This is a genomic window from Citrobacter sp. XT1-2-2 (genome assembly GCF_023516235.1).
In the GTDB taxonomy this organism is placed as follows: domain Bacteria; phylum Pseudomonadota; class Gammaproteobacteria; order Enterobacterales; family Enterobacteriaceae; genus Citrobacter; species Citrobacter werkmanii.
In genome coordinates, this window is sequence record NZ_CP097324.1 from 609,558 (window position 1) to 628,994 (window position 19,437).

The 19,437-nt window shown below is 51.4% G+C and carries 18 protein-coding genes, 1 other RNA gene and 1 pseudogene; 11 read left to right on the forward strand and 9 right to left on the reverse strand.

The window, feature by feature from the left end:
* Positions 1-15: 15 nt before the first annotated feature.
* The 3 genes and pseudogenes from rsmI (at position 16) to M4I31_RS24050 (ending at position 1,226) form a co-directional block, all read left to right on the forward strand.
* A complete protein-coding gene (rsmI, locus tag M4I31_RS02985; RefSeq protein WP_038634156.1) occupies positions 16-879 on the forward strand; it encodes a 16S rRNA (cytidine(1402)-2'-O)-methyltransferase in 864 nt (287 codons plus the stop codon).
* Positions 880-881: 2 nt separating this feature from the next.
* A pseudogene (locus M4I31_RS24045) lies at positions 882-1,103 on the forward strand (Fic family protein); the annotation flags it as partial.
* Positions 1,083-1,226, forward strand: coding sequence for an HTH domain-containing protein (locus M4I31_RS24050; protein ID WP_233593225.1), 144 nt, complete (start codon positions 1,083-1,085; stop codon positions 1,224-1,226). The pseudogene M4I31_RS24045 and the gene M4I31_RS24050, both read left to right, overlap by 21 nt.
* Positions 1,227-1,405: 179 nt before the next feature.
* Here the strand turns inward: M4I31_RS24050 and kbaY are convergent, their stop codons facing one another.
* The 8 genes from kbaY to kbaZ all read right to left on the reverse strand — a co-directional run bounded on the left by kbaY (position 1,406) and on the right by kbaZ (position 8,805).
* Complete coding sequence (kbaY, locus tag M4I31_RS03000; protein ID WP_069324381.1) at positions 1,406-2,281, reverse strand: tagatose-bisphosphate aldolase subunit KbaY; 876 nt, start codon at positions 2,279-2,281, stop codon at positions 1,406-1,408.
* A gap of 12 nt (positions 2,282-2,293) precedes the next feature.
* Positions 2,294-3,448, reverse strand: a complete 1,155-nt coding sequence (locus M4I31_RS03005; protein ID WP_085048665.1) for an AgaS family sugar isomerase — start codon at positions 3,446-3,448, stop codon at positions 2,294-2,296.
* Positions 3,449-3,747: 299 nt separating this feature from the next.
* Positions 3,748-4,881, reverse strand: a complete 1,134-nt coding sequence (gene nagA / locus M4I31_RS03010) for an N-acetylglucosamine-6-phosphate deacetylase (protein ID WP_085048666.1) — start codon at positions 4,879-4,881, stop codon at positions 3,748-3,750.
* Positions 4,878-5,312, reverse strand: coding sequence for a PTS galactosamine/N-acetylgalactosamine transporter subunit IIA (gene agaF / locus M4I31_RS03015; protein ID WP_038634146.1), 435 nt, complete (start codon positions 5,310-5,312; stop codon positions 4,878-4,880). Before agaF ends, nagA begins: the two co-directional genes overlap by 4 nt.
* A 16-nt stretch (positions 5,313-5,328) precedes the next feature.
* The gene (gene agaE, locus M4I31_RS03020; RefSeq protein ID WP_085048667.1) at positions 5,329-6,207 is read right to left on the reverse strand and encodes a PTS N-acetylgalactosamine transporter subunit IID; all 879 of its coding nucleotides are present in this window, start codon (positions 6,205-6,207) and stop codon (positions 5,329-5,331) included.
* Positions 6,197-6,976 carry a PTS N-acetylgalactosamine transporter subunit IIC gene (gene agaW / locus M4I31_RS03025; protein ID WP_038634140.1) on the reverse strand — a complete coding sequence of 260 codons (780 nt, stop codon included), beginning with the start codon at positions 6,974-6,976 and terminating at the stop codon, positions 6,197-6,199. The genes agaE and agaW overlap by 11 nt, the downstream gene beginning before the upstream one ends.
* A 10-nt stretch (positions 6,977-6,986) precedes the next feature.
* Positions 6,987-7,460: a PTS N-acetylgalactosamine transporter subunit IIB gene (gene agaV, locus M4I31_RS03030; RefSeq protein ID WP_038634137.1), complete on the reverse strand. Its 474-nt coding sequence runs from the start codon at positions 7,458-7,460 to the stop codon at positions 6,987-6,989.
* Positions 7,461-7,479: 19 nt separating this feature from the next.
* Positions 7,480-8,805, reverse strand: a complete 1,326-nt coding sequence (gene kbaZ / locus M4I31_RS03035) for a tagatose-bisphosphate aldolase subunit KbaZ (protein ID WP_071888042.1) — start codon at positions 8,803-8,805, stop codon at positions 7,480-7,482.
* A gap of 219 nt (positions 8,806-9,024) precedes the next feature.
* Here kbaZ and M4I31_RS03040 point away from each other — a divergent pair, with 219 nt between their 5' ends.
* Positions 9,025-9,834 (forward strand): DeoR family transcriptional regulator, encoded by an 810-nt coding sequence (locus M4I31_RS03040; RefSeq protein ID WP_038634132.1) that lies wholly within the window; start codon positions 9,025-9,027, stop codon positions 9,832-9,834.
* Between the two features lie 59 nt (positions 9,835-9,893).
* On the opposite strand, the gene garD is transcribed toward M4I31_RS03040, so the two are convergent.
* Complete coding sequence (gene garD / locus M4I31_RS03045) at positions 9,894-11,465, reverse strand: galactarate dehydratase (RefSeq protein ID WP_085048669.1); 1,572 nt, start codon at positions 11,463-11,465, stop codon at positions 9,894-9,896.
* Between the two features lie 406 nt (positions 11,466-11,871).
* On the opposite strand from garD, the gene garP reads away from it, so the two are divergent.
* From garP to tdcB, 7 genes are all read left to right on the forward strand, one after another.
* Positions 11,872-13,206: a galactarate/glucarate/glycerate transporter GarP gene (garP, locus tag M4I31_RS03050; protein WP_038634125.1), complete on the forward strand. Its 1,335-nt coding sequence runs from the start codon at positions 11,872-11,874 to the stop codon at positions 13,204-13,206.
* 15 nt (positions 13,207-13,221) lie between these two features.
* A complete protein-coding gene (gene garL / locus M4I31_RS03055; protein WP_085048670.1) occupies positions 13,222-13,992 on the forward strand; it encodes a 2-dehydro-3-deoxyglucarate aldolase in 771 nt (256 codons plus the stop codon).
* A 30-nt stretch (positions 13,993-14,022) separates the two neighbouring features.
* The gene (garR, locus tag M4I31_RS03060; RefSeq protein WP_038634119.1) at positions 14,023-14,913 is read left to right on the forward strand and encodes a 2-hydroxy-3-oxopropionate reductase; all 891 of its coding nucleotides are present in this window, start codon (positions 14,023-14,025) and stop codon (positions 14,911-14,913) included.
* 65 nt (positions 14,914-14,978) lie between these two features.
* On the forward strand, positions 14,979-16,124 hold the full coding sequence (gene garK, locus M4I31_RS03065) for a glycerate 2-kinase (RefSeq protein ID WP_085048671.1): 1,146 nt from the start codon (positions 14,979-14,981) through the stop codon (positions 16,122-16,124).
* 32 nt (positions 16,125-16,156) lie between these two features.
* Positions 16,157-16,533, forward strand: an RNA gene (gene rnpB / locus M4I31_RS03070) — RNase P RNA component class A.
* Between the two features lie 873 nt (positions 16,534-17,406).
* Positions 17,407-18,345: a transcriptional regulator TdcA gene (gene tdcA, locus M4I31_RS03075; RefSeq protein ID WP_085048672.1), complete on the forward strand. Its 939-nt coding sequence runs from the start codon at positions 17,407-17,409 to the stop codon at positions 18,343-18,345.
* 98 nt (positions 18,346-18,443) lie between these two features.
* Complete coding sequence (gene tdcB / locus M4I31_RS03080) at positions 18,444-19,433, forward strand: bifunctional threonine ammonia-lyase/L-serine ammonia-lyase TdcB (RefSeq protein WP_042311192.1); 990 nt, start codon at positions 18,444-18,446, stop codon at positions 19,431-19,433.
* Positions 19,434-19,437: the final 4 nt, after the last annotated feature.

Below are 19,437 nucleotides of genomic sequence, written 5' to 3' on the forward strand. Positions count from 1 at the left end.
AATACGGACGACACAATGAAACAACACGAATCGGCGGATAATTCTCAAGGCCAACTCTTTATTGTACCTACTCCTATCGGAAATTTGGCTGATATTACCCAACGAGCGCTCGAAGTTTTACAAGCCGTTGATTTAATTGCCGCTGAAGACACCCGTCATACAGGATTATTGTTACAACACTTCGCGATTAACGCCCGTTTGTTTGCCTTACACGATCACAATGAGCAACAAAAAGCCGAGACGCTGGTGGCAAAGCTCAAAGAAGGGCAAAACATCGCGCTGGTTTCTGATGCCGGAACGCCACTGATTAACGATCCGGGCTACCATCTGGTGCGCACCTGTCGCGAAGCAGGTATCCGCGTGGTGCCGCTGCCAGGCCCTTGCGCGGCGATTGCTGCCCTGAGCGCTGCCGGTCTGCCGTCTGACCGCTTTTGCTATGAGGGTTTTCTGCCTGCCAAATCGAAAGGTCGCCGCGATGCGATGAAAGCCATTGAGGCAGAACCGCGTACGCTTATTTTTTATGAATCCACTCACCGTTTACTGGATAGTCTGGAAGATATGGTCGCCGTCTGGGGAGAATCCCGTTATGTGGTGCTGGCGCGCGAACTGACCAAAACCTGGGAAACCATACACGGCGCGCCGGTCGGCGAACTACTGGCGTGGGTCAAGGAAGATGAAAACCGTCGTAAGGGCGAAATGGTGCTGATTGTCGAAGGGCATAAAGCGCAGGAAGATGACCTCCCGGCTGATGCGCTGCGTACGCTGGCGTTGTTACAAAAAGAGCTGCCGCTGAAGAAAGCGGCGGCGCTGGCAGCGGAAATTCACGGCGTGAAAAAGAATGCGCTGTATAAGTACGCGCTGGACCAGCAGGGGGAGTAAGAGTGAGCACCTACCAACCACCTTTCGTCGTCACTCCATTGATCCTTAATCAAGTCATTGAAATTGGTGAGTTGATGGGGCATTGGGCCGCGATGGCTGGTAGGGCATCTCCTCTTTTGCGCAAAGAGAATCGTATTCGCACCATTCAGGCCTCTTTAGCGATTGAGCATAATTCATTGACTACGGAGCAAGTCACCGCGCTGATGGAAGGAAAACGTATTCTACAAATCTTGTCGAACCAGCCGGGCAGATCTGCCAAAAGTATCGCTGAAGAGTGTGAAATCTCAGCTCGCACCGTAGAGCGGTATCTGAAAGCGTTGCAGCTAAAGCATTGTGCTTCGCTTTAGCTGCTATCAGTAGCAAGATCTCTTAAGCATTCAGGATGTCCTTCTACCCTGGCGTATGCCGCGAATCACACGATGAGCAGCCGTTTTTAACATGTCATGATGGCGTGTACACTAATTATTCGAACAATGAGCGCTACCTGACAACACGCAGATAGCACTCGCGCAGAATATAATGATGGTCACGATAATTCGCAGGTAGCCATCAATTTGTTTGCTGAACCACAGACATTAATTTTACTCCGCACCACTTCTTTCATCGCATCCATACCGACCCGCATGTAATAGCGGGGATCGTTGCCCTGCGGATTTTCTGCAAACCATGCTTTGACCGCGTCGGCAAAGGCGATTTTCAGTTCGGTGGCCACGTTAACTTTGCATATTCCCAGTTCGATTGTGCGGCGGACGTAGTCGTCAGGCACATCGCTTGCGCCATGCAGCACCAGCGGAATATCCACCACTTCACGAATTTCCCCTAAACGCTGGAAATCGATTTTGGGCGTTTTAGTGTACAAACCGTGTGCCGTGCCGATGGCAACAGCCAGGCTGTCGACGCCGGTACGTTCGACAAACCGTTTCGCTTCCTGCGGGTCGGTCAGGAAGGCGCTTTCGGCATCCACGCTCATATCATCTTCAACGCCGCCGAGGCGGCCCAGCTCAGCTTCCACGCTGCAATCTTTAGCATGGCAAAAGTCCACAACGGATTTCACCAGCTTGACGTTTTCTTCAAACGGGAAGTGGCTGCCATCAATCATGGCGCTGCGCACCCCGGCATTCACCTTACGGCGGATATCGTCCAGCGATTCATGGTGGTCGAGGTGCAGCGCCAGCGGCATGCCGTAGCTGGTGGAATAAGCGCTGCACAGCGCATAAATCTCTTCCAGCGCGATATGTTTAAACGTACCCGGCGTTCCGGCAAGGATCACCGGCGATTGCATTTCATAGCACACTTCCAGGATCGCCTGGATCGTTTCGGCGTTATGGATGTTAAAGGCCGGTACGGCATAGCCTTTTTTTTGCGCATCCTGCAGGAGGTATTTTGTAGAAATAATGCTCATAAAACGATCCTTTTAGGCGTTCCAGGGATGAATAACAACGCCCTGTACGACGCGGTTCACGGTACCGCTGGCAGAAGGCGTATCTGGCGTATTACCGATACTGATTGACTGTGTCAGGGCGAAGACCTGCGCATACATCAGGAAGCAGAACGCCAGTTCCATATCAATGAAGGTGCGGGCAGGCGGCAGCAGGATATGCGGGCCGGCTTCAATCACGTCATCGGTTTGTGCGGCAATCGCGACTACCCGCAGCGCCTGCCGATCGCGGCGTAACTCAGCTAACAGATCAAGATCGTATTGGCGTGTATAGGGGTGGCTGGAAACAAAGACCACTACCAGCGTTTCGTTATCAACCAGCGATTTTGGCCCATGACGAAAACCGGTCGGCGAATCATAGAATGCCGCCAGTTTACCCGCTGTCAGTTCCAGGACTTTCAGTGCCGATTCACGCGCGGCTCCCTGTAGCCCACCGCTACCGAGGTAGACGATCCGTTTCCATGGGGCGTTGCCGAATACGCCGTCGCTGAAATCACCCAGTGAAGTCAGGATCGTCTGGCAACGATCGGCTACGTCGCGGAAGGTCTGGCTGTTGATTTTTTGCGGGGCGAATACCGCCAGGCAACTGGCCATCATGGTGGTAATACTGCTGGTCATGGCGAAGCCACGGTCGTGCGTTTCAGCAGGCATTAACAGTGCAAAGGCATTGTCGCTTGCGAGGGCGTTTTGATACAGGCTACCTGCTTCGTTACAGGTAATTGGCAGGTGATAGCACTCAGGTACAAACTGATTAGCCAGTTCCACAGCCGCAACGCTTTCGGGGCTGTTACCTGAGCGAGCGAAAGAAACCAGCAGCAACGGATGTGCGGGATTCAGATAATCCATCGGATTGGTGACCAGATCGGTGGTCGGCACGGCGCTGATGTTTTTTCCGGTTTGGCTTGCCAGCCACGGAGCAATAATGTCGCCGATAAATGCGGAAGTACCCGCCCCGGTCAGTACGATCCGCAGATCGTTTTTGCGCAACAATGGCGCGAGAAAGCTATCAATGGCGGATCGAATATTATCGATATTAGCGAGAGAGCGGATCCAACTAGCGGGTTGCTGACGGATCTCTTCTTCTGTCCAGGTGCCCGTCGACGCGTGAGCAGGGGTGTAGGTTTCTGGCATAACTTAAGTCCTTAGTCTCGTAAATTCCACATAAGACGCTGGCAAAATGTCGCTATCTTTCGTTTCGTTTCACTTGTTCATATGATCGATTGATTAAAATCTATATGAAAGAAAGTGAAAGTTCAATGATGCAAAATGAAATAAAACGAAATTTGTGATCATGAGAACGAAGGCTGTAATTATCTTGTTGATCTTTAAAGAATCGCTTGCAGATAGTGCGGATCAAAATTTTATAAGCGAAAGGAAAAGAAAGGCCGGCGATCAAAGACCGCAGGCCAATACGAGACAAAATGAAAGGTCTAAAGGGGAAGAGCCTGACCCTGAATCCAGATCTGCTGCAAATGCAGGCCGCTATTGAGGGCGATAATGTCGGCATATTTACCCACCGCTAACGATCCGCGTTGGCGATCGATTCCCAACAGGCGAGCAGGATGGAGCGAAGCCATGTGGATCGCCTCTTCAGAGGTAATCCCGGTGAACTCGACCATATTACGTACGGCTGCATCAACCGAGAGCGTGCTGCCCGCCAGGCCACCGGAAGCGGTACGCACTATACCGCTGCGCATTTCCACTTCCTCACCGCAGAGCGTATAGCGCCCGTCCGGCATACCAGCTGCCTGCATCGCATCGGTGATCAGCACCAGTCTGTCTTTTGCGCAACAGCAGCATAGCTTCATGGCTGCCGGGTGGACATGGTGTCCGTCAGCGATAAGCTCCAGCCAGGCGCGAGAGTCGGTTAACCCTGCGCCAACCATTCCGGGCTCCCGGTGGTGTAAACCGGTCATACCGTTATAGCAGTGAACCAGCCCATCAGCCCCGACATCAAAGGCGGCGCGGGTTTGCTCCCAGGTGGCTGCGCTGTGGCCCAGCATCACCCGTACGTTGCGCTGCTTCAGATGTTTGATAGCCTGCAATGCGCCGGTTTTTTCTGGCGCCAGCGCAACGACGCGCAATGTTTGTTGGGAAATCGCAATCAGTTCATCCAGTTCCCTGAGCTCCAGTTCCCTGAAGAGCTCAGGCGGATGCGCCCCTTTGTTCTGTGGCGTAAAGTACGGACCTTCAAGATAACTCCCCAGCACCTGCGCGCCAGGCCCGCCGGAATAGTAGCGGTGGGCAATACGTTTCAATGCGCGGTGAATATCTGGTAATGGGGCGGTGACGGTGGTGGGTAGCCAACTGGCTACCCCTTCGCGCGCTTTGTGCATTGCCAGCTTGTCGAGCGTATCCGGCGCATCATCCATGACATCGACACCTGCGCCTCCATGCACATGGGTATCGATATATGCAGGGCACAACAGCTCAGCATCGCGCACCATCACGCCTGAGACGATAGGCTCAATGGCTCTAATGGTGCCATCCTCAATACGCACCTGATGATCGTCCAGCCAGCCTTGTTCCGTGAGCAGACGCTTGGCGCGTAGCACCTGTATCATATCCCTTCCTCGACGGGTTTTTCCTCGCGACAGCGTCCCAGCTCGTCCACCAGGCTGGTCAACCCCCGATGTCCGCATTCCAGCGCCTGCAAACGAAACGCTTCGCTGCTCAGGCCGTCGCGTTCCAGTACCATTTCCAGCAGCAGTTGCAGATTGGTGCCGGTGATCACTTCAGTACCTTGCCTTTGCATGGCCAGTGTGGAAGCGACGCGAAATGGTGTTCCGCCCAACAAGTCAGTCAGAAACACGATGTCTTGCTGAGCATCCAGTTCACTCACTGCCTGTTCAAGTTGCGAGGTGAGTAAGGCTGTGGTTGAGGTTTCCGGAAAGTCGATGGCGATGAACTGAGTCTGTTCACCTAAAATCTGTTTCATCGCTTTTTCCATTCCGCTGGCAAACCCGCCATGACCCGTCAAAATAATACCTAACATCTACAACCCCTTACATTTACAGGAAGTGACAGAACTTACCCACGATGCCGAGCACCACGGTAATGGCGATAAGACGCAGAGGACTCCAGCCACGACGAACCAGCCAGAACATGGTCAATGTGTAGACCAGCGGCAAAAATGCAGGCATCAGCTTGTCTATAACGTCTGTTTGTAGTTTCACAACCGCATCGCCAGCAGTAATTTCCAGCGTGGTGCTCAGGCGAACATAGGTCGCTACCAGCGCGCCAATCACCGTCATCCCAACGATAGATGCCGCATGTCCAACCTTTTTGGTGTTAGCTTTAATCAGTGGGATAGCTGCAACGCCCATTCGATAAGCATAGTGTGCCAGCCCAAAGCGCAGACCAAGATGAACCACGTTAAACATCACAATAAAGACAACAGCGCCAAGAATAGAGCCTTGTAGCGCCAGGCTTGCCCCGATACCGCCGCAAATAGGCAATAACGTTAACCAGAACATGGCATCACCGATACCGCCAAGCGGCGCACCGACGGCAATCTTGGTACTTTGAATACTGTTCACATCCTGCTTGGAGCGTTCCATTGCCAGGATAATCCCGATAACAAACGTGACCAGGAACGGGTGCGTGTTGAAGAAGCCCATATGGCCTTTCATTGAACGCGCCAGATCTCGCTTGTTGGTATGGATCTTTTTCAGTGCAGGTAACAGGCCGTACAACCATCCTGATGCCTGCATACGTTCATAGTTGAAAGAGGCCTGTAACAACATGGAACGCCAGGCAACACGGTTGATATCTTTTTTCGTCAGCTCGGCACCGATATTCTGGTCTTCGTAGACGTTTTCATTCGTGCCGGACAGCAGCGTTTCTTCGGTTTCGGAAACGTTCGGCAGAGTCGTTTGATTAGATGCCATCTTCGAATTCCTCTTTTTGTGCTGCGGGAGCTGTAGGTTCAGGTGATTTACGCAGAAAATCGATCAGCGCCATGGCCAGTGCTGCGGCGGCGATAGCCAGCACAGGGAGTTTGAGCCAGGCGGCGGCGACAAAACCCAGGATGAAGTAAGGGATGTAGACGTTTTTCATCATGATTTTCAGCAGTACGGCGAAACCGATAGCTGGCATGATGCCGCCTGCCACGCCGAGGCCGTCAATTAGGCGGGTCGGCAGAACATCTATAGCTGTTTTGGCATGTTCCGCGCCAAAGTAAATCGGCAGGAAAGCGCATAAGAAGTAGAACGTCCCCAGCGCCAATAACGCCAGATAGTTGACCCGCTCAATTCCGTCTGTATCGGCATTCGCCGCCATGCGATCGCAGCGCGCCATCACCCCGGACATCACGGAGAAGAGGAAGGTAATACCCATTTGTACCGCTACCGCGAACGGTACAGCGACACCGACAGCGACTTCCGGTTTTACGCCAGTGGTGATGGCGAAAGTCGTCCCCACGATGGTACCGATGATGACGTTTGGCGGCTGTGCTCCCGCCAGCGGAGCCAGACCCATCCACACCAGTTCCAGCGTACCCCCGGTTAAAATACCGGTATGCAGATCGCCCAGAATCAGGCCGACCAGCGGCCCGAGAACAACCGGGCGGTGCATGTGCGTTAACCCGTTGAACATATCCAGGCCTGCAATAAAGGCGAGAATACCCAACGCAAAAGCCTGCAACAGACTGATTTCCATTGTGAATCCCTCAGAGAAGTTTATAGAGGTCCTGGGCGGGTTCTGTGGGAACGCCCTGAACGAAGCATTCCACCCCAGCGGCTTTCAACCCGTTGAACGCCGCTATATCGGCAGCGTCTACAGAAACCGTTTTGGCGATTTGCTGCTTGCCGTTGGCATAGTGCATGTTGCCAACGTTGATACGATTAACAGGAACACCGCCTTCGACCAGACGGTAGAAATCCGCAGGCGATTTGCAGACCAGCAAAATTTTCTGGCGATCGGCGGCACGGTGAATATTGTCGATTACTTTTTGTAGTGACCAGAAGCGCACGGCAATCCCTTCCGCCAGAACCATTTCCATCAGGTTTTGCTGCACCGGATCTTCAGCCACCTCATCATTGGCGACCAGCACCAGATTTGCCCCCGCAAATCCGACCCATTGCACACCGACCTGACCGTGAATTAAACGTTCGTCAATGCGACTTAATACAATGTTTGGCATGGTATTTTTCTCTTTCTTGTTATGCGTTATGGGATGAATCACCCAGGCTGGCGCAGTGATATTGCTGCAGTATGTCCTGAATATGGTTAATGATGAGTTCTCGCGGAGTCGCGCTGAGATCTCCCTCGCGCACTTTTACGTACTGCAAGGGTAGATACTGGCTAATCAGCGGTAACGGGATCGGTTCGTCGGCCAGGTTACGTACCAGACGTTCGAATGCCTCATCAATCTGGCTGTCCGGCCAGTAGTAACGAACCCGATCTGAGTAGCTATATCCGCGGGCCAAACGGCGCGCGTTTCCATCGCCGTGATAGTGGCTCTGCCAGTACTCTGGTCGATCAAGCATCACGCTTTCCAGGACATGTCGCAGGCCTGAGCTGGCTTTTGCGGGCAGCAATTCCTCTTCAATAGCGGCTAATGAAAATAACGCTTCGCGCAGGGCAAAGGTCAGCGCCGGGCCGACTTTCAGGATCGCGAAATGATCTTTAACCAACTGGCGCAAGGACTGAGGCGTTTGGTAATCGGTAGAATGCGCTTCAAAAATCAGCGTGTCGTAGTCTTCCACCATTTTGCTGAGTGACACGGCTTTCTGCGGTTGGTAATCAATGATGTGGGTGTGGTCGAATTCGACGCCGGGTTGCACCACCAGGGCGATGATACGCGGCCAGATACCTTCCAGTCCGCGCTTTTCAAAGGCGTGATAGTGGGCCTGCAGCGTTGCGCGTGCCGCATCCGGCGTTGTTACCGCCAGTTCGGTTAATGCTTCGTGAGCGCCGCCAGGAACCGGGACTTCTGTGCCAATTACATAGACCAGGTCAGATTCACCAAAATGCGCAATACAGGTTTCTTCGGCAACTTTTGCCAGGCGCGCGGCGCGCTCAGCGACGATTTCATCCGTTAGTGGAACCGGGTCGTTAGCACAAGACATGCTGCAATCAAGGTGGATCTTTTTAAAGCCAGCGGCGACATAACTCTTGATCAGATCGTCAGCGTTGGCCATTGCTTGTTCTGCTGGCAGATTTTGCCAACGGTTTGGTCCAAGGTGGTCTCCACCGAGAATCAGCATATCCTGAGAAAAATTAAGCGAGTCGGCTAAACCGCAGACAAAACTGCGAAAATCGGCTGGTGTCATACCCGTATAGCCGCCAAACTGGTCAACCTGATTAGAAGTTGCTTCGATCAATAGCGGTGTATGATTGGCATGGGCGTAGCGTATTGCGGCTTCCAGTACGATTGGATGCGCGGAACAAACGGCATAAATCCCGTTTGCCTTCCCCCGTTTATGTTGCTCGACCATTTTAGTTAGATGTTTCACTTTCCTCTCCAGGTCAGATAACTGCGACATCAATCTTTCGTTTTGTTTCATTTAATACTGCATCATGGTGATTTAAAAATAAAACGAAAGATAATAGTTTTCCGATCTGTTTCACAAAAGAAACGCAATGAAAGGTTTCAGCGTGAATCCGTTCGACTCTTCCCTGCTTGTGGGGCTTGCATTCGCGTAAAAGAAAGGCGTTAATAGACAAAACGAAATAAAACGAAAGAGACAACTAAAGGATTTCTTATGAGTAACACCGAGTCTTCTGCAGACAAGCGCGTTATCGGCACCAGCGAAAGGCGCGAGCAGATCATCCAGCGGTTACGGCAGCAGGGAAGCGTTCAGGTTAACGATCTTTCCTTATTTTATGGCGTCTCCACGGTCACGATTCGTAACGACCTCGCTTTTCTGGAAAAACAGGGGATTGCGGTACGCGCCTATGGTGGGGCGCTGATTTGCGATAGCACTACGCCTGGTGTTGAGCCTTCTGTTGAAGACAAAAGTTCGCTCAATACAGCGGTAAAACGCAGTATTGCCAGAGCCGCCGCAGAGTTGATTAAACCGGGGCACCGCGTGATCCTTGATTCCGGCACCACGACGTATGAAATTGCCCGCCTGATGCGCCAGCATACCAATGTGATTGCAATGACCAATGGTATGAATGTCGCTAATGCGTTACTGGAAGCCGAAGGGGTTGAGCTGCTGATGACCGGCGGTCACTTGCGTCGTCAGTCGCAATCCTTTTATGGCGATCAGGCTGAGCAATCGCTACAAAATTATCACTTCGACATGCTGTTTCTTGGCGTTGATGCTATCGACTTAGAGCGTGGTGTTAGCACACACAATGAGGATGAAGCGCGTCTCAATCGCCGGATGAGTGAAGTCGCGGAGCGCATCATCGTTGTTACCGACTCGACGAAGTTTAATCGCTCCAGTCTGCATAAGATCATTGATACCCAGCGGATCGATATGATTATTGTTGATGAAAATATTCCAGAGGAGAGTCTGGAAGGATTACGTAAGCATGGGATTGAGGTTGTTCTGGTGAGTATTTGACAAAAAGGTCGGAAAGTTTTCGAACTCCCCGACCTGTAATCGAATTTCACTTTCAGCAATCAGGTCACTGGCGCCGGGTTAAACACCGCCAGTTGATTATGCAGTCCCCACTGATCCGAGAAGGTTTTCTTACGCCCGCTGGCGACCTCGAGAATAAACTCGAACAATTTCAGACCCACGTCTTCAATGGTTTCTTCTCCGGTGGCGATGGTACCGGCGTTGATGTCCATCAGGTCAAACCAACGATTGGCCAGCTCAGTACGCGTCGCCATTTTTATCACCGGCACCGCCATCAGGCCGTACGGCGTACCGCGACCGGTGGTGAATACCTGCACGGTGATCCCGGAAGCAACCTGCTGCGTACCGCAGACGAAATCGCTGGCGGGGGTCGCGGCGTAAATCAGTCCTCGTTTGGTTGGGCGCTGGCCCGGCGACAATACTTCGACGATGGCGCTCTTGCCTGATTTGGCGATTGAGCCCAGCGCTTTTTCCACCACGTTTGCCAGACCGCCTTTCTTGTTGCCCGGTGAAGGGTTGGCGCTGCGGTCAGTCTTGCCCATATCCAGGTAGTTATCGTACCAGGCCATCTCTTCGAGCAGGCGCTTACCTACTTCTTCGTTAATCGCGCGCGGGGTAAGAAGATGGATAGCATCGCGCACTTCGGTCACTTCCGAGAACATCACGGTCGCGCCGCAGCGTACTAACAGGTCGGAGGCATAACCGACCGCCGGGTTGGCCGTGACGCCGGAAAAGGCATCGCTACCGCCGCACTGCATACCGACCACCAGTTCTGATGCCGGGCAGGTTTCACGTTGGCGTTGGTTGAGCTTTGCCAGATGGCGTTCTGCCACGTGCAAAATATCAGCAACCATTGATTGAAAGCCGACGTGCTTTTCATCCTGCAGGCTGACGATGCTGGCGCTGTCGACCGGGATACTTTTTACATCATGAGTCCCTTCCAGCAGTCGCTCTGGTTGCAGTTTTTCGCAGCCGAGGCCAATAACCATCACTTCACCGCCAAAGTTGGGGTTCAGCGCAATATTATGGATGGTACGAATCGGCACAATGGCGGCCGGAGCGTTAATCGCCACCCCGCAACCGTACAGGTGATTAAGCCCCACCACGCCATCGACATTCGGGTATTTGGGGAGCAGATCGCGCTCAATGATTTTCACCACATAATCCACCACGCCCGCTACGCAGTGTACGCTGGTGGAGATGCCGAGCAGATTCTTGGTGCCGACGCTGCCGTCTGCATTGCGATAGCCTTCGAAGGTATAACCCTCAAGAGGCGGTAGCGGCTCCGGTACTTTGGTCGCCAGCGGCAGCGTCTCCAGCGGCGGGGCCTTGGGCAGCTCAACCATGGATTCATCAATCCAGCTACCGCGCGGGATATCGCGAACGGCATAGCCTATCACTTCGCCATACCGCACAATTTCGCCGTGAACAGGAATATCGCATAGCGCCACTTTATGACCCTGGGGAATATGTTCAATCAGCTCCAGCCCATCCGGGAAACGCGTCCCGGCTTTCAGACCATTGTCATTGACAATAATCGCCACATTATCTGTTGCGTGAACTTTAATATAAAACGCCGAGGGCGATTCTTGTCTGATTTCGATGTCGGCCATTGTCCAGTATTCTCCAGCAAGGTGGTAATAATAGTGTGGATATTTATATTTTGAATCTAATTATCAGTAATAAATATTCGGTATCGTGAAATAAGAATGTCAGGAGTTTAAAATTAAGAATGTGATCATGATCACTTAAACTCAGCAGGACCGTACCACCAAGAGGATTAATCAGTAAATGTGTGCATTAGCGCCCATGCGTGTGTGCATATGCCCAAAATATTATTTTAACAACGCGTAATTAGTGAGCGTCTGCACAATGATTAACGTTGCTCTGCTGATTATACTAAATCACGGTTTCATAACGTCTGATAAATTATTATGTGTTTTTATTATCGGTAATTTATCACCAGGGATAGCTAACAAATAATAATAAAAACATTTTTATGTACCCGAGGTAAATAGAATGATTCTGGATACAATTGTCGAGAAAAAGAAAGGTACACATACCCGCTATTTAATATTACTGATAATTTTTATTGTAACTGCCGTTAACTATGCGGACCGTGCGACGCTGTCAATTGCCGGCACGGAAGTGGCGAAAGAGTTGCACCTCAGCGCCATCTCAATGGGGTATATTTTTTCCGCCTTCGGTTGGGCTTACCTGCTGATGCAAATCCCCGGCGGCTGGCTGCTCGATAAGTTCGGCTCGAAGAAAGTCTATACCTGGAGCCTGTTCTTCTGGTCGCTGTTTACCTTCCTGCAGGGCTTTGTGGACATGTTCCCGCTGGCCTGGGCAGGTATTTCAATGTTCATCATGCGCTTTATGTTGGGCTTCTCAGAAGCACCTTCCTTCCCGGCCAACGCCCGTATCGTGGCGGCCTGGTTCCCGACCAAAGAGCGCGGTACGGCATCCGCGATTTTTAACTCCGCACAGTATTTTTCCCTGGCGCTGTTTTCGCCGCTGCTGGGCTGGCTGACCTTCGCCTGGGGCTGGGAACACGTCTTTACCGTGATGGGGGCGATTGGTTTTGTGCTCACCGGGTTATGGGTAAAGTTTATTCATAACCCAACCGATCACCCGCGTATGTCGCAAGAAGAGCTGAAGTTTATCTCTGAAAACGGCGCGGTCGTAGATATGGACCATAAGAAGCCGGGCGATGTGAAGTCAGGTGGTCCTAAACTGCATTATATCAAGCAGTTGCTGACCAACCGTATGATGCTTGGCGTGTTCTTCGGACAGTATTTTATTAACACAATTACCTGGTTTTTCCTTACCTGGTTCCCGATTTACCTGGTACAGGAAAAAGGTATGTCGATCCTCAAAGTTGGTCTGGTGGCGTCTATTCCGGCGCTATGTGGATTCATTGGCGGCGTGCTGGGTGGGGTGTTCTCTGATTATCTGATTAAACGTGGCTCCAGCATCACCCTGGCGCGTAAGCTGCCGATTGTGCTCGGCATGCTGCTCGCATCGACCATTATTCTGTGTAACTACACCGATAACACCGCTCTGGTAGTCGCGCTGATGGCGCTGGCGTTCTTCGGCAAAGGCTTCGGGGCGTTGGGCTGGCCGGTGATTTCCGATACCGCGCCGAAAGAGATTGTCGGCCTGTGTGGTGGCGTATTTAACGTATTTGGCAACGTGGCCTCCATTGTTACTCCGTTGGTGATTGGGTATCTGGTGAGCGAGTTGCACTCATTTAATGCCGCGCTGATGTTTGTAGGGTGCTCAGCGCTGATGGCAATGGTTTGCTACCTGTTTATTGTCGGTGACATTAAACGTATGGAATTGCAGAAATAAACAAAGGTATAGGCGATGAATAACACGATTTTCCCGAATAAGTTTAAAGTGGCCCTCGCGGCGCAGCAGATTCAGATTGGCTGCTGGTCTGCATTAGCCAGTCCAATCAGCACTGAAGTTTTAGGTCTGGCGGGTTTCGACTGGCTGGTGCTGGACGGCGAACATGCGCCGAACGATATCTCGACGTTTATCCCGCAATTGATGGCGCTTAAAGGTAGCGCCAGCGCGCCGGTGGTACGTGTGCCGACCAACGAGCCGGTGATCATTAAGCGTCTGCTGGATATCGGGTTTTACAACTTCCTGATCCCGTTTGTTGAGACCGAAGAAGAGGCGGTGAACGCGGTGGCGTCAACCCGCTATCCACCGGAAGGTATTCGCGGCGTGTCCGTATCCCACCGCGCCAATATGTTTGGCACCGTGCCGGACTATTTTGCGCAGTCGAATAAGAACATCACCATCATCGTGCAGATCGAAAGTCAGCAGGGCGTTGATAACGTTGATGCAATCGCGGCGACCGAAGGCGTTGACGGTATCTTCGTCGGCCCCAGCGATCTGGCTGCGGCGTTAGGCCACCTCGGCAATGCGTCCCATCCCGATGTGCAGAAAGCTATCCAGCACATTTTCGCCCGCGCGAAAGCCCACGGTAAACCAAGCGGCATTCTGGCCCCGGTAGAGGCGGATGCGCGGCGTTATCTGGAGTGGGGGGCGACGTTTGTTGCCGTCGGCAGCGACCTTGGCGTGTTCCGTTCAGCCACGCAGAAACTGGCTGATTCTTTTAAGAAATAACCACCATCGACAGTAGAGAGAGATAAAGACATGACAATGAAAGTTGGTTTTATTGGCCTCGGTATCATGGGTAAACCAATGAGTAAAAACCTCCTCAAGGCAGGTTACTCGCTGGTGGTTGCTGACCGTAACCCGGAATCCATTGCGGACGTGATTGCCGCAGGCGCAGAAACCGCCGCCACGGCGAAAGACATTGCCGAGCAGTGTGATGTGATCATCACCATGCTGCCGAACTCTCCGCACGTGAAAGAGGTGGCGCTGGGCGAAGGCGGCATCATTGAAGGGGCGAAACCGGGGACGGTTCTGATCGATATGAGTTCCATCGCACCGTTAGCCAGCCGTGAAATCAGCGAGGCGCTGAAAGCGAAAGGTGTGGATATGCTGGATGCGCCGGTCAGCGGCGGCGAGCCAAAAGCGATTGACGGTACGTTGTCGGTGATGGTCGGTGGCGATAAAGCGATTTTCGACAAGTACTACGATCTGCTGAAAGCGATGGCGGGTTCCGTGGTGCATACCGGCGAGATTGGCGCAGGCAACGTGACCAAGCTGGCTAATCAGGTGATTGTGGCGCTGAACATTGCGGCGATGTCTGAAGCACTGACGCTGGCGACTAAAGCGGGCGTGAATCCGGATCTGGTGTATCAGGCCATTCGTGGCGGACTGGCGGGCAGCACCGTACTGGATGCGAAAGCGCCGATGGTGATGGACCGCAACTTCAAACCGGGTTTCCGCATTGACTTGCATATTAAAGATCTGGCCAATGCGCTGGATACCTCGCATGGCGTTGGCGCTCAGTTGCCGCTGACGGCTGCTGTCATGGAGATGATGCAGGCGCTACGCGCAGATGGGTTGGGCACCGCCGATCATAGCGCGCTCGCCTGCTACTACGAAAAACTGGCGAAAGTGGAAGTCACTCGCTAACAAGAAGGGCGCGGATGCGCGCCCTGTATTTCTTGCCTTGCGCGGCACTTTCAGGCTACATAACTATGAAAATCGTAATTGCCCCAGACTCTTATAAAGAAAGCCTTTCTGCCACCGAGGTGGCTCAGGCAATAGAAAAAGGATTTCGGGAAATTTTCCCCGATGCGCAATATGTGTCTGTTCCGGTTGCCGACGGCGGCGAAGGAACGGTCGAAGCCATGATTGCCGCCACGCAAGGGAGTGAACATTCCGCGTGGGTGACGGGGCCGCTGGGCGAAAAAGTGAATGCCTGCTGGGGCATGTCCGGGGACGGTAAAACCGCGTTTATCGAAATGGCGGCAGCCAGTGGTCTGGCGCTGGTTTCTCCTGAAAAGCGCAATCCGTTAGTCACTACGTCGCGCGGTACCGGGGAGTTGATTTTGCAGGCGCTGAACAGCGGCGCACAAAGCATTATTATCGGCATTGGCGGTAGCGCGACCAACGACGGCGGCGCAGGTATGGCGCAGGCGCTGGGGGCGAAACTCTGTGATGCCAACGGGACTGACATTGGCTACGGCGGTGGTAGCCTGATGAGCCTGAACGCCATCGATATCTCGGGCCTGGATCCTCGCTTAAAAACCTGTTCAATTCGCGTGGCCTGTGATGTGACCAATCCACTCACCGGCGACACTGGCGCTTCACGTATCTTTGGCCCGCAGAAAGGGGCAACAGAAGAACGTATTCTCGAACTGGACCGTAATCTGTCTCACTATGCTGACATCATTAAAAAATCGCTGCGGGTCGACGTGAAGGACGTTCCCGGCGCCGGTGCGGCTGGAGGGATGGGCGCAGCGTTAATGGCTTTTTTAGGCGCGGATCTGCGCAGTGGGATAGAGATTGTGACTCAGGCGCTTAATCTGGAAGAACATATTCACGATTGCACGCTGGTAGTGACTGGCGAGGGGAGGATCGACAGCCAGAGTATTCACGGCAAAGTGCCGGTAGGTGTGGCGAATGTCGCGAAGAAGTACCACAAGCCAGTGATTGGTATTGGCGGCAGCCTGACGCATGATGTGGCGGTGGTGCATCAATATGGTATCGACGCGGTGTTTAGCGTATTGACCAGTATCAGCACACTGGAAGAGGCGTTCCGTGAGGCATTTGATAATATTTATCGTGCTTCAAGGAATATTGCCGCCACGCTGGCGATAGGAATGCGCAGTGCGGGGTGACATTGCCCCGCAAACCCTCTATACTGCGCGCCGAAGCTGACCAGACAGTCGCCGCTTCGTCGTCGTCCTCTTCGGGGGAGACGGGCGGAGGGGAGGAAAGTCCGGGCTCCATAGGGCAGGGTGCCAGGTAACGCCTGGGGGGGAAACCCACGACCAGTGCAACAGAGAGCAAACCGCCGATGGCCCACGTAAGTGGGATCAGGTAAGGGTGAAAGGGTGCGGTAAGAGCGCACCGCGCGGCTGGTAACAGTCCGTGGCACGGTAAACTCCACCCGGAGCAAGGCCAAATAGGGGTTCACAAGGTACGGCCCGTACTGAACCCGGGTAGGCTGCTTGAGCCAGTGAGCGATTGCTGGCCTAGATGAATGACTGTCCACGACAGAACCCGGCTTATCGGTCAGCTTCACTCTTTATAAAACCCCGCTTCGGCGGGGTTTTTGCTGTATGAGCAGGCTAAATGAATGACTGTCCACGACGCTATGCTCAAAAGAACGCGGCTTATCGGTCAGCTTCACTCTTTACAAAACTCCGCTTCGGCGGGGTTTTTGCTTTCAGGACAGATGGTCATGCCTTATGGCGTTGCGCCTGGTTTACCACGAATCTGGCGTTTATTTCCCATTCATCTAATCTTTATTTCGTTCTTATTAATATTCCTGACTTCTTTTATAAGAGGAAATGTCTCTCGGGATAATTCTTGTTTTGTGATGTGCGACACAAAACGCTACGCGATACGTTTTTACCGAGAATAATCACGCGCAATCGATCGCCATCACAAAATTAGTTGCTGACAAAATGCGCAAAATCAGTGTTAATGCAATGTTGCTAATGGTGATCATTTGTTTTAATTGGTTTAAATATTGATAAATGCAATGTTTCTTTACAAACAAACAAGGCAAAAAAATGTGATGCATGGCGTTATTTAAACACCATAAACGATAAAATATAATTATATTTGATAAATTACTTATTAAATTTAAGCGCCATTTTTACCGATAATTACTCTGTAATTGATTGAAATATAGCCTTTCGTGGTTCGAAGAAATAACAACAAAAATGATGTCGTTATAGCCATAAAAAATCGTTATCCCCCCATCTTTTTTTGATTAAAGTCAGAGTTAAGTGAGATCGATATTTTCTATCCATATGATTAATAAGGAATTATCAATTTAATAATAATCTTACAAAATGTAAGGGAAGGGGATTTGTGAGTGGTCGCACATATCCTCGTTTGCTTAATTTGGTAAACTTCCTGCCGTCAACAAAGTTATTAGAGCAGGACGATATGAATACTATTTCTCTCCCTAAAACACAGCACTTAGTGGTCTTTCAGGAAGTCATTAGAAGTGGTTCTATCGGTTCTGCTGCAAAAGAATTAGGTTTAACTCAACCGGCGGTCAGCAAAATCATTAATGATGTTGAGGCTTATTTTGGTATTGAGTTAGTGGTGCGTAAAAATACCGGCGTTACCTTGACTCAGGCAGGTCAGGTGATGCTCTCATGGTCTGAATCCATTACTCGTGAAATGAAAAACATGGTTGATGAGATGAACAGCATGACGAGTAACGCAGTGGTTGATGTGTCGTTTGGCTTTCCTTCACTGATCGCCTTCACCATCATGTCCGGCATGATTAAAAAATTTAAAGAGGTGTTTCCGAAGGCGCAGGTTTCCATGTACGAAGCGCAACTCTCCTCGTTCTTACCCGCGCTTCGTGACGGGCGCCTCGACTTCGCTATCGGTACGCTGAGTGATGAGATGAAACTACAGGATCTCCATGTTGAGCCGCTCTTTGAGTCAGACTTTATACTGGTCGCCAGCAAGTCCCGAACATGCACCGGCATCACCTCGCTGAGCGCGTTGAAAAACGAACAGTGGGTGTTGCCACAAACGAATATGGGATACTACCGCGAACTTCTAACTACGTTACAAAATAATGGCATCAGCAGTGAAAACATCGTTAATACTGACTCCGTCGTCACCATTTATAATCTTGTTCTCAATGCTGATTTCTTAACAGTAATTCCCTGTGACATGACCACACCGTTTGGCTCAAACCAGTTTATTACTATCCCGGTAAAAGAGACGTTACCCGTCGCGCGTTATGCCGCCGTGTGGTCGAAAAATTATCGAATTAAAAAAGCAGCATCTATTTTGGTGGAATTAGCCAAGGAATATTCATCATATAATTGTCGAAGACGAAGGCAATTAGTTGAAGTTGATTAAAGAGTGAATTTGTTTTAACACGGACTCAACGCCATCTGTCTATATCTGACAATGGTTACGGCTATCTATTTACTTTAATACCCAGGTAAGAGGTTCTAATGCACATTACATACGATCTCCCAGTTGCAATTGAAGATATCCTCGAAGCGAAAAAAAGACTGGCGGGGAAAATATATAAAACGGGAATGCCTCGCTCTAACTATTTTAGTGAACGTTGCAAAGGGGAAATTTTCCTCAAGTTTGAAAACATGCAGCGTACCGGTTCATTTAAAATCCGTGGCGCTTTTAACAAGCTCAGTTCATTAACCGAAGCTGAAAGATGTAAAGGCGTGGTGGCTTGCTCTGCAGGGAACCATGCGCAAGGGGTTTCTCTCTCCTGCGCCATGCTCGGAATTGACGGCAAAGTGGTGATGCCGAAAGGCGCGCCGAAGTCTAAAGTGGCGGCAACCTGCGATTATTCCGCAGAAGTTGTGCTGCACGGCGACAACTTCAACGACACCATCGCGAAGGTTAGCGAGATTGTGGAAACGGAAGGCCGTATCTTTATTCCGCCATATGATGACCCGAAAGTCATTGCCGGTCAGGGCACTATTGGTCTGGAAATTCTCGAAGATCTGTACGATGTCGATAACGTGATTGTGCCAATTGGCGGCGGCGGACTAATTGCAGGTATTGCAGTGGCAATTAAATCGATTAACCCGACCATTAAAATTATTGGCGTACAGTCTGAAAACGTTCATGGCATGGCGGCTTCTTTCCGCGCTGGAGAAATAACCACGCACCGAACGACCGGCACCCTGGCGGATGGTTGTGACGTCTCCCGCCCGGGTACTTTAACGTATGAAATCGTTCGTGAGTTGGTAGATGACATTGTCCTGGTCAGCGAAGATGAAATTCGCAACAGCATGGTGGCATTAATTCAGCGAAATAAAGTTGTGACTGAAGGTGCCGGTGCGCTGGCATGCGCAGCATTATTAAGCGGGAAATTAGATAGCTATATCCAGAACAGAAAAACAGTCAGCATTATTTCTGGCGGTAATATCGATCTTTCTCGTGTATCTCAAATTACTGGTTTAGTTGACGCTTAATATA